General features: G+C 72.6%; 10 protein-coding genes. 8 read left to right on the forward strand and 2 right to left on the reverse strand.

Annotation, left to right across the window (positions count from 1 at the left end; all coding sequences use genetic code 11):
• Positions 1–9: 9 nt before the first annotated feature.
• Positions 10–258 (forward strand): hypothetical protein, encoded by a 249-nt coding sequence (locus tag ACWEF6_RS28515; RefSeq protein ID WP_449685750.1) that lies wholly within the window; start codon positions 10–12, stop codon positions 256–258.
• A 36-nt stretch (positions 259–294) separates the two neighbouring features.
• On the opposite strand, the gene ACWEF6_RS28520 is transcribed toward ACWEF6_RS28515, so the two are convergent.
• Complete coding sequence (locus ACWEF6_RS28520) at positions 295–744, reverse strand: OsmC family protein (RefSeq protein ID WP_449685751.1); 450 nt, start codon at positions 742–744, stop codon at positions 295–297.
• A gap of 165 nt (positions 745–909) precedes the next feature.
• On the opposite strand from ACWEF6_RS28520, the gene ACWEF6_RS28525 reads away from it, so the two are divergent.
• Positions 910–1,524: a TetR/AcrR family transcriptional regulator gene (locus tag ACWEF6_RS28525; protein WP_449685758.1), complete on the forward strand. Its 615-nt coding sequence runs from the start codon at positions 910–912 to the stop codon at positions 1,522–1,524.
• Between the two features lie 187 nt (positions 1,525–1,711).
• Here the strand turns inward: ACWEF6_RS28525 and rpsA are convergent, their stop codons facing one another.
• Entirely contained in the window at positions 1,712–3,211 is a 1,500-nt protein-coding gene (gene rpsA, locus ACWEF6_RS28530) for a 30S ribosomal protein S1 (protein ID WP_003098851.1), read from the reverse strand.
• Between the two features lie 319 nt (positions 3,212–3,530).
• On the opposite strand from rpsA, the gene ACWEF6_RS28535 reads away from it, so the two are divergent.
• The 6 genes from ACWEF6_RS28535 (at position 3,531) to ACWEF6_RS28560 (ending at position 9,772) form a co-directional block, all read left to right on the forward strand.
• Complete coding sequence (locus tag ACWEF6_RS28535) at positions 3,531–4,382, forward strand: class I SAM-dependent methyltransferase (RefSeq protein ID WP_449685752.1); 852 nt, start codon at positions 3,531–3,533, stop codon at positions 4,380–4,382.
• Positions 4,379–5,296 carry a GNAT family N-acetyltransferase gene (locus tag ACWEF6_RS28540; RefSeq protein WP_449685753.1) on the forward strand — a complete coding sequence of 306 codons (918 nt, stop codon included), beginning with the start codon at positions 4,379–4,381 and terminating at the stop codon, positions 5,294–5,296. The genes ACWEF6_RS28535 and ACWEF6_RS28540 overlap by 4 nt, the downstream gene beginning before the upstream one ends.
• Positions 5,297–5,318: 22 nt before the next feature.
• Positions 5,319–6,239, forward strand: a complete 921-nt coding sequence (locus ACWEF6_RS28545; protein ID WP_449685754.1) for a GNAT family N-acetyltransferase — start codon at positions 5,319–5,321, stop codon at positions 6,237–6,239.
• Between the two features lie 382 nt (positions 6,240–6,621).
• Positions 6,622–7,308, forward strand: coding sequence for an ABC transporter ATP-binding protein (locus ACWEF6_RS28550; protein WP_449685755.1), 687 nt, complete (start codon positions 6,622–6,624; stop codon positions 7,306–7,308).
• A complete protein-coding gene (locus ACWEF6_RS28555) occupies positions 7,305–9,203 on the forward strand; it encodes a YhgE/Pip family protein (RefSeq protein ID WP_449685756.1) in 1,899 nt (632 codons plus the stop codon). Before ACWEF6_RS28550 ends, ACWEF6_RS28555 begins: the two co-directional genes overlap by 4 nt.
• A complete protein-coding gene (locus tag ACWEF6_RS28560; protein WP_449685757.1) occupies positions 9,200–9,772 on the forward strand; it encodes a TetR/AcrR family transcriptional regulator in 573 nt (190 codons plus the stop codon). Before ACWEF6_RS28555 ends, ACWEF6_RS28560 begins: the two co-directional genes overlap by 4 nt.
• The last annotated feature ends 113 nt before the right edge of the window (positions 9,773–9,885 follow it).

Here is a 9,885-nt window from a genome sequence, read left to right on the forward strand (position 1 = left end):
GGAGGAACGATGGCGATCAGCAAGCACGTCGGGAAGCACCGGCTCGGCACGCCGGGGCTGGTGCACTGCCTCGTCCACCTTTCGGTGGCCGTGGCGCTCGCGGACTACCGGCGGACCTGGCTGAGCACGCTGCTGGTGCCGGCCAAGCACAGCTTCGCCGGCCTGCGCCGCAAGGCCCGCGCCGCGGCGCTCGAGCGGATCTGGGTGCCGTCGGTCAGCCCGGCCCGGCCGGCCGCGGTGACCGTGCGCGCCGCCTGAGCGGTCGCGACAACCGAGGCTTCGCCACCCGGCCCCCTAGAAGCCGGTGGCTTCCCGCGTCTCGATCACGATCTCCGAGGACAGCGTCCGGTGCACCGGGCACTTGTCGGCGATCAGCATGAGCTTGGCGCGCTGTTCGGCGTCGAGGTCGCCTTCGAGCTCGATCTCGCGGCTGATCCGGCTGAGCAGGCCACGCTCGGTTTCGCAGCGCGCGCAGTCTTCGGCGTGGATGCGGTCGTGTCGCAGCCGGACGGTCGCCCTGGTCAGCGGGATGCCCTTGCGGTCGGCGTACATCCGCAGCGTGATCGCCGTGCACGAGCCCAGTGACGCGAGCAGCAGCTCGTACGGATTCGGGCCGGCGTCGGCGCCGCCCACCGCGACCGGTTCGTCGACGAGCAGCGTGTGGCCCGCCGTGACGACCTGCTGGGTGTAGGTGCCGTCGCCGCTCGCGGTGACGACGACGGTGCCGGGCTCGGGGTGTTCCATCCGCCTGAAATCCTCTCGGGTCGCGGGAAGCGGCCGATCCGGACATCCGGCGCATTCCCAAGACGCGGCGGATATCGTATCTTCTGCTGCGGGTGGGTCACCCGGACGCCGCCCTGCGCCCGGCTGCCGCAAAGGGGGTGCGCCGTGGCTACCAGGCACTTGCCGATGCGCCCGGCCGATCAGGGCGGTCGCGAGCGCTACCTCGACGCGGCGTTGTCCGTGCTCGTGGACCGCGGGGTCCCCGGCCTGACCGTCCGCGGGGTGGCGGAGGCGGCCGGCGCGTCGACGCTGTCGGTCTACGCCCGGTTCGGCGGCCGCGCGGGCCTGCTCGACGCCCTGTACGAGCGCACCTTCGACTCGCTGCGGGAGCTGCTGGAGGGCCTGCCGCCGTCGAGCGAGGACGGTGTCGCGGACCTGCTGCACCTCGCGCTGGAGTACCGGCGCTTCGCCCGCGAAAGCCCGACCCGCTACGCGCTGATGTTCGAGCGCCCGGTGCCGGGGTTCGACCCGGACCCCGGCCTGCGGTCGGCGGTGCTGCGGACGACGTTCACCCTGTTCATCGGCCGGGTCCAGCGGGTCTGCCCGCCGGGAGCGGACGCCCGCTCGGTGGCCTACCGGCTGTGGACGGCGATCCACGGCCTGGTGGGAGCGGAACTCCTGATGGCCTCGCGGCGGCCGTTGCCGGACTGGTTCATCCCGCCGACGGAAGAGGCCCACGAGGAGATGTACCGCGCCGGCGTCACGGCGATGATGACCGGCCTCGGCCTGCGGAACCACTGACCCGTCGGCTCCCCTGCCCCATCCGCCCCAATGTGGCGTTGGTTGCGTCTGACGCACCCAATGTGGCGTTCGGTGCGTCTGACGCACCGAACGCCACATTGGGGCGCTTGTGCGCCCCGGCCCGGAACGCGGCGAACCCCCGGCCCTGAGTGGACCGGGGGTTCGCCGTTGCTCAGAGAACTAGTGCTCACGCACCGCCGGAGAGCTTCTCGCGGAGCGCCGCGAGCTGCTCGTCGGAGGCGAGGGTGCCGCCGCTGCTCTTCGAGTCGGCCGGGGCCGAGCCCGAGGTGTAGCTTTCCGCGCCACCCTCGATGCCGGTCGCCGCGTCGGCCGCCGCTTCGGCGTCCGCCTCGACGGCCTTCTGGACCTGCTTCATGTGGGCCTCGTAACGAGTGTGCGCCTCGGCGTACTGGCGCTCCCACTCCTCACGCTGCTTGTCGAAGCCTTCCTGCCACTCCTGGGTGTCCGGGTCGAAGCCTTCGGGGTAGATGTAGTTGCCCTCGGCGTCGTACTCGGCGGCCATGCCGTACTGGGTCGGGTCGAACTCGGTGTCCGGCGTGACACCCTCGTTCGCCTGCTTCAGCGACAGCGAGATGCGACGGCGCTCGAGGTCGATGTCGATGACCTTGACCATGACGTCGCCGTTGACCTGGACGACCTGCTCCGGGATCTCGACGTGGCGCTCGGCCAGCTCGGAGATGTGGACCAGGCCCTCGATGCCCTCTTCGACGCGGACGAACGCACCGAACGGAACCAGCTTGGTGACCTTGCCCGGCACGATCTGGCCGATCGCGTGGGTGCGGGCGAACTGGCGCCACGGGTCTTCCTGGGTCGCCTTCAGCGACAGCGAGACGCGCTCGCGGTCCATGTCGACGTCCAGAACCTCGACCGTGACCTCCTGGCCGACCTCGACGACCTCGGACGGGTGGTCGATGTGCTTCCAGGACAGCTCGGAGACGTGCACCAGGCCGTCGACGCCACCCAGGTCCACGAAGGCACCGAAGTTGACGATGGACGACACGACGCCCTTGCGGACCTGGCCCTTGGCGAGCGCGTTGAGGAACTCGCTGCGCACCTCGGACTGGGTCTGCTCCAGGTAGGCGCGGCGGGACAGGACCACGTTGTTGCGGTTCTTGTCCAGCTCGATGATCTTCGCCTCGAGCTCGCGGCCGACGTACGGCTGCAGGTCGCGCACGCGGCGCATCTCGACCAGCGACGCGGGGAGGAAGCCGCGCAGGCCGATGTCCAGGATGAGGCCGCCCTTGACGACCTCGATGACGGTGCCCTTGACGGGCTCGTCCTTCTCCTTGAGCTCCTCGATCGTGCCCCAGGCGCGCTCGTACTGCGCGCGCTTCTTGGACAGGATCAGACGGCCTTCCTTGTCCTCCTTCTGGAGAACCAGGGCTTCGACCTCATCGCCGACGGTGACAACCTCAGCCGGGTCGACATCGTGCTTGATGGAGAGCTCACGCGAGGGGATGACACCCTCGGTCTTGTAGCCGATGTCGAGCAGGACCTCGTCGCGGTCGACCTTGACGATGGTGCCCTCGACGATGTCGCCATCGTTGAAGTACTTGATCGTCTTGTCGATCGCCGCGAGGAAGTCTTCCTCCGACCCGATGTCGTTGATGGCGACCTGCTGGGGCCCGGTGGGGGCGGTCGGGGCGGTGGCGGTGTCGGTGGTCATTAGGCGGGTTGCTCCGGTGGATGGGAATCGAGGGTTGGCAGTTGTCGGCGCGATGGGCGGCATGCGACGACCCTGCAAGCAAACGTCCACCAGTGAACGACCGCGGCATGACCCCGCATACGGTGCGCGACCCGAGTCCCAACCAGAAGCTGAGCGGAAGGCAGCGCGAACCCACTGCGCTAACACTTATCCTACGCGGCAGCCGCTAGGCGGCACAATCAGGGTCCCCCTGGCTCGCTAAGGTCCTCGCGGAAGCAAACCGCACGCACGAGGACGCAGGTGGAGCCGCTCGCGGCCACCGGGACCGGAGACCCCCATCATGCCACCGGAGCAGGCGCCCGCGCCGGGGCGCCACGACGCCGCCGAGCACCGGCTGGGCACCACGGCGGTCGCCTACCGCGAGGTCGGCGGGGCCGAGGCCGCGGCCGCCAACCTCGCCTGGTGGGACGCCGACGCCGACGACTACCAGGCCGAGCACGGCGGGTTCCTCGGCGACGCCGACTTCGTCTGGTGCCCGGAGGGCGTCCGGGAGGCCGAGGCCCGGCTGCTCGGCGACGTCCGGGGCAAGCGCGTGCTCGAGGTCGGCTGCGGGCAGGCCGCCTGCGCGCGCTGGCTGGCCGCCGAGGGCGCGCACGCCGTGGCGACCGACCTCTCGGCCGGCATGCTGCGCCACGCCCGCGACGGCAACGCGCGCACCGGCCTGGCCGTCCCCCTGGTCCAGGCCAACGCCGAGCACCTGCCGCTGGCGTCCGGCAGCTTCGACGCGGCCTGCTCGGCCTTCGGCGCGATCCCCTTCGTCGCGTCGGTGGACGCCGTCTTCGCCGAGGTCCACCGGGTGCTGCGGACGGGAGCGCCGTGGGTGTTCTCGGTGACCCACCCGATGCGGTGGATCTTCCCCGACGACCCGGGCCCGCAGGGGCTCACCGTCACCCAGCCGTACTTCGACCGCACGCCGTACGTCGAGGTCGACGACGAGGGCACCGCCACCTACGTCGAGTACCACCACACGCTCGGCGACTACGTGCGCGCGCTGGCCGGGGCCGGGTTCACCCTGACCGACCTGGTCGAGCCCGAGTGGCCGGCCGGGCACACCCGGGTGTGGGGCCAGTGGAGCCCGCTGCGCGGCAAGCTCTTCCCCGGCACGGCGATCTTCCGCACGCACCGCTCGTGACCACCCTCGAGGAGCAGCAGAACGCGCGGTTCGCCGCGCTCGACCCGCTGCTCCCGCCGATCGCCGCCCCGCCGTCGCCGTCGAACGAGCCCCTCGTCGTGACGGTCGGCGGCCGCAAGGCGGGCGGCCTGCTGACGCAGGTCGTGCACGCGCCGGGGTCCTGGCCCTCGCTCTGGGGGCCGTCGGACATCCGCGACCTGACCGCGGTGCCGGGCGACAGCGGCGCGGCGGGCCTCGCCGCGCTGCTGGGCGCGTGGCGGGAGAAGCTGCGCGGGACGCCGGCCGGCCCGGACTCGGCCTGCTCGCTGACCTGGCCGAGCCGCGACGCCGAAGCGTCCGCGGTGCTCCTGGCGCACGGGTTCGCGCCGATGACGTGCCTGGCCGTGCGGGCTCCCGAGCCCCCCGGCGGCCCCGGGGCGGCGCCGGTGAGCGTCCGCCGGGCCGGGGAAGGCGACGCCGACGCGCTGACCGAGCTGCGGCTCGCCGAGTGGCGGTACACCTCGCTGGTCGGCACCGCGGTGGCGCGGCCGGGGGCCCGGGCGCTGCTGCGCACCGAAGTCGTCCGCTCGCTGCGGTTCGGCGGACTGGTCTGGCTGGCCGAGGAGGACGGCGGGGTGCCGGCCGGCCTGGCCTCCTGCGCGCTGGTCTCGGCCACGCCGGGCAACTCCGTCCACGGCCGGCTGCTGCCCGGCCGCTGGGGGTACGTCGACACGCTGTCGGTCGCGCCCGCGGCCCGCGGCGGCGGGGTCGGCCGGGCGCTGATGGCGGTGGCGCACCGGACGTTGCTGGAACACGACGTGCGCGGGACGTTCCTGTTCTACCATCCGGCGAATCCGCTTTCGCCGGTGTTCTGGCACCGGCAGGGTTATCGTCCTCTGTGGACCATGTGGCTCCGGCGTCCCGCCTGGTCCTGACCGCACGCGCCGAGGGGGAACCATGGACATCGCCGAGCCGCTGCTCGCGGCGCACCGGGCGCGCTTCGCCGCCGTCGACGCGCTCCTGCCGCCCGCCGCGCCGCCGGCCCGCGGCGAGCGCCTGGACGCGGCGACCGCGGACGGCACACAGGTCAGCGGGGTGCTCCAGCGCCTGCGCCTCGCGCCGGGCGACGTCCCGATGCTGTGGTCGGCCGCGGACACCTGGCAGCTCTTCCCGTACTTCGGCGACACGGGCACCGAAGGCGTCGATGTCCTGCTGCGCGCGCTGAAGGGCCGGCTGGAGGCGGAGGAGATCGGCGACGACTCGGCGTGCGTGGTCGTCTGGCCCAGCCGGGACGCCGAGGCGATCCGCGCGTTCCTCGACCACGGCCTCGTCCCGCTCTCCGCGGTCGGCGTGCGCACCGCGCGCCCGCCGGAGGCCCGGCCGGAGATCGCGGTCCGGCGAGCCGGGCCGGACGACTACGACAGCGCGCTGAAGCTGGCCGAGGCGACGTTCGACTACACCGGGCTCGTCGCCGCGCCGCGCCGGGCGAACACCGCCGCGCTGCTGGGCCCCTCGCTGCGGAAGGCCCTCGCCGAGGCCGAGCCGCTCGTCTGGGTGGCCGAAGAGGACGGCGAAACCCGCGCGCTCGCGCACTGCGCGTGGGTGGACGCGACACCGGGCAGCGAGGCGGCCGAGCTGCTCCCGCTCGGCCGCTGGGGGTACGTGAACAACGTCGTCACCCTGCCGGGCGAACGCGGCGGCGGCTTCGGCCGGGCGCTGATGGCCCACGTGCACCGGGAACTGCACCGGGGCGGCGCGACCCGCACGTACCTCTACTACAACCCGACCAACCCGCTGTCCTCGGTGTTCTGGCACCGGCAGGGCTACCGTCCACTGTGGACGACGTGGGAGGTGCGGCCGGCTTCGGCGCTCCGGTGAGGGGGAAGCGCCGCGGTGACCCGGCGCCGGCCGGCCCGGCGCCCCGCCCCACCCGGCGAGCAATCCGGCCCAGCCGCCCGGCGTCCCGCGCGATCCGCCCCGGCCGCCCGGTGCCGCGAATGTCATCTCATTCGCGGCGCAAGCCGAGCCGCCGTCGGACGTGCCGTTGTGACTTTGCCGGACCCACCCTCCGGCCCGGGGAAGCCGTGGGCGCCCCCGCCCGAGCTGCGCCGCGGCGGGCGAGGTGCGACAGTCGGCCGTGGCCTGCACTGTGAGCCACCCACAAGTGTGACGTGCGTCCGGTGATCTTGCCGCCTCCTCCTGCGCGGTCTAGTTTTTGAACTGACCGGTCAGTTCAAAAATTCGCGAAGCGGGAGAAACCGTGCAGGTCCGAGCCGATCGGGTGTCCCTCGAAGGGCACCACGGCACCTTGTTGCCGCCCACCTCACTGACCGTCGGCGAGGGCGACCTGGCGATCGTGCACGGCGAACCCGGTGTCGGCGTCACGGCGTTCGGCCTCGCGCTGGCGGGCCGGCTCAAGCCGACCACCGGCACGGTGCACGCCGAGGGCGTCGACGCCCCGCTGACCGAGCTCGTCGCGGTCGTGGACGCCCCCGGGGTCAGCGAACCGGACGACGCGCTGCCCCTGCGCGTGGTCGCCGGCGAGGAGCTGGCGCTGGCCCACCGCCCGGCGGGCAAGGAGGACGTCGCCCGCTGGCTCGCCGAGCACGACGCCGCGCCGTTCGCCGGTACGCGCTTCGAGAACCTCGCCCCTGCCCTGCGGACGCGGCTGCTCACCGAGCTCGCCGCCGAGCGCACGGGCGTGCGCGTGCTCGTGCTGGACACGCCCGACCGGCACACCAGCGACGTCGACGGCTGGGCGGGGCTGGCGCGCGAGGTGGCCGGACGCGGGCTGGCCGTCGTTGTCCTGGCCGCGACCACCCCGCTGTCCGCGCTGCCGTTCACCCCCGCGCTCGTCGGCGCGGCCGAGCAGCCGGCGCCGCAGAACTTCACTCCCCCCGAACCCACCGAAGAGCTCACCGAGAGCACTGACGGAGCCTCCGAATGAACGCCTTCCGGATCGCGCGCAACGAGCTGCGCCGCCTCTCCACCGGCACCCTGCCGAAGCTCGCGCTGGTCGCGCTCGTGCTGGTGCCGCTGCTCTACGCGTCCTTCTACCTCTACGCGAACTACGACCCCTACGGCCGGCTCGACAAGCTGCCCGCCGCGGTCTTCACCAGCGACACCGGCGCGAAGGACGCCGGCGGCCAGGAGCGCAACGTCGGCCGCGAGGTGACCGACGAGCTGGTCAAGTCCGGCACCTTCCAGTGGCACGAGGTGTCCGAGCAGGAGGCCCGCGACGGCGTCCGCGACGACAAGTACTCGTTCGCGATCGGCATCCCGAGCGGGTTCTCCGCGGCGCTGCTGTCGGTCGGCAACTTCCAGCCGCAGCAGGCGACGATCACGCTGACCACCAACGACGCCAACAACTACCTCTCCGGCACCATCGCCAAGCAGGTCGCCGAGCAGGTGCGCAAGACGATCGCGGAGAAGGTCGGCAGCGAGGCCGCGGACCGGTTCCTGGTCGGCTTCTCGACGATCTACGCCAAGATCCAGGAGGCCTCGACCGGCGCGGCGCAGCTCGCCGACGGCGCCACGCAGCTGAAGTCCGGGCAGCAGCAGCTGGCCGACGGCGCGGCGAAGCTCGCGGACGGCTCGTCGACGCTGGCGACCGGCCTCGGCACGCTCAAGAGCGCCACCGCGGCCCTCCCCTCCCAGACGCAGCAGCTCGCCAACGGCGCTTCGCAGGTGGCCGCCGGGAACCAGAAGGTCGCCGACGCCGCTTCGGTCGCCGCGACGGCGTCGTCCGACATCCAGGGCAAGCTCGACGGCTACCGCACCCAGCTCGTGACCGACCTGCGCGGTGCCGGCGTGCCGGAGACCGAGGTCCAGGCGATCGTGGCCAAGGCCGACCAGCTGCGCTCCCCCGTCGACCAGGCGAACAGCAAGATCCAGCAGGCCAACGGCGACCTCGCGAAGCTGGCCGACGGCGCCCGCCAGGTGTCCGACGGCGCCGCCAAGCTCGCCGCGGCGTCCCCGCAGCTGGCGAGCGGCATCGCGCAGGCGTCGGACGGCGCGAACCAGCTGCGTGACGGCGCGTCCCGGCTCAGCGACGGCGAGAAGACCGCGGTCAACGGCACCAACCAGCTGGCCGACGGCGCGGTGAAGCTGCGCGACGGGCTCGCGGCCGGGCTCAAGCAGATCCCGAACCCCGACGACCCGACCCGCTCGGCGACGGCCAACACGATCGCGGACCCGGTGGCGGTGAACGCCAACGGCGAGGCGTCGGCGGGGACGTACGGCGCCGGCCTCGCGCCGTTCTTCATCTCGCTGGCCACCTGGATCGGCGCGTTCGTGCTGTTCCTGATTCTGCGCCCGCTCTCGACGCGCGCACTGACCGCGGGCGCGGCCCCGTTCCGGGTCGCCGTCGGCGGCTGGCTGTCCTCGGCGCTGCTGGGCATCGCGCAGGTGGTCGTCCTGTTCGGCGCGGTGACGTGGCTGGTCGGCATCCACATCGCGCACCCGCTGGAGGCGATCGGGTTCGCCGTGCTGGTGTCGCTGACGTTCACGTCGGTGGTGCACGCGCTCAACGCCTTCTTCGGCGCGGTCGGCAAGTTCCTCGGCCTGGTGCTGCTGGTGCTGCAGCTGGTGAGCGCGGGCGGCACGTTCCCGTGGCAGACGATCCCGGACGCGCTCTACCCGCTGCACGTGGTGCTGCCGATGGGGTACGCGATCGACGGCTTCCGCCACCTGTTCTACAGCGGCGCCTCGACGGGCCGGCTGCTCGGCGACATCGGCGTGCTGCTGGCCTATCTGGTGGGCGGGATCCTGGTGTCCACATTGGCCGCCCGCAAGCGTCGCGTGTGGACGGTGTCGGCCCTCAAGCCCGAGCTGAGCCTGTGAGCGGCGCGACGAAGCAGAAGCTCTTCGAGGCCACGCTGGAGCTCTCGAAGAGCCGGGGCCTGGTGGGCTTGACGGTCGACGACATCGCGGCGGCGGCGGGCGTCGCGAAGGGCACGGTGTACTACAACTTCGGCTCGAAGGACGGCCTGGTCGACGCCCTGCTGCGGTACGGCGTGGACATGCTGGCTCTCCGGCTCCGCTCGGCGGTCTCCGAGGGCGATCCGCTGGACGTGATCGAGGCGCAGGTCGACACGACGCTGGAGTTCATCGCGCAGTACCCGGGGTTTTCGCAGATCCTGGTGAGCGAGCTGTGGCGGACGCCGGGCCAGTGGCACGGGACGTTGTCGCTGCTGCGCGAGGAGATCATCTCGATCGTGAAGCAGCAGCTGTCCCGCTTGGACGAGGCCGGCCGGCTGCCGGAGGGAGTGCAGATCCCGACGGCGGCGGCCGGGCTGTTCGGCACGATGCTGGTGGTGGCGCTGGACTGGCAGGTGTTCGGGCCGCAGCGGACGCGGGCCGAGGTGCGGGACGCGGTGATGGTGCTGATCCGGGGGCTGGGCCGCCGCTGAGGTCGCGTCGCCGGTGTCGGCCGGGGCTCGCCGATGCGCCCCAATGTGGCGTTGGGTGCGTTGGACGCACCGAACGCCACATTGGGTGCGTCAGACGCACCGAACGCCACATT

The sequence above is a fragment of the Amycolatopsis sp. NPDC004772 genome, assembly GCF_053601215.1.

Bases quoted from the DNA above. Each gene is read 5' to 3' on its own strand.
- ACWEF6_RS28525 (WP_449685758.1), top strand. From the start codon at position 910: ATGCGCCCGGCCGATCAGGGCGGTCGCGAGCGCTACCTCGACGCGGCG.
- ACWEF6_RS28545 (WP_449685754.1), top strand. From the start codon at position 5,319: ATGGACATCGCCGAGCCGCTGCTCGCGGCGCACCGGGCGCGCTTCGCC.
- ACWEF6_RS28535 (WP_449685752.1), top strand. From the start codon at position 3,531: ATGCCACCGGAGCAGGCGCCCGCGCCGGGGCGCCACGACGCCGCCGAG.
- ACWEF6_RS28515 (WP_449685750.1), top strand. From the start codon at position 10: ATGGCGATCAGCAAGCACGTCGGGAAGCACCGGCTCGGCACGCCGGGG.
- ACWEF6_RS28520 (WP_449685751.1), bottom strand. From the start codon at position 744: ATGGAACACCCCGAGCCCGGCACCGTCGTCGTCACCGCGAGCGGCGAC.
- rpsA (WP_003098851.1), bottom strand. From the start codon at position 3,211: ATGACCACCGACACCGCCACCGCCCCGACCGCCCCCACCGGGCCCCAG.
- ACWEF6_RS28555 (WP_449685756.1), top strand. From the start codon at position 7,305: ATGAACGCCTTCCGGATCGCGCGCAACGAGCTGCGCCGCCTCTCCACC.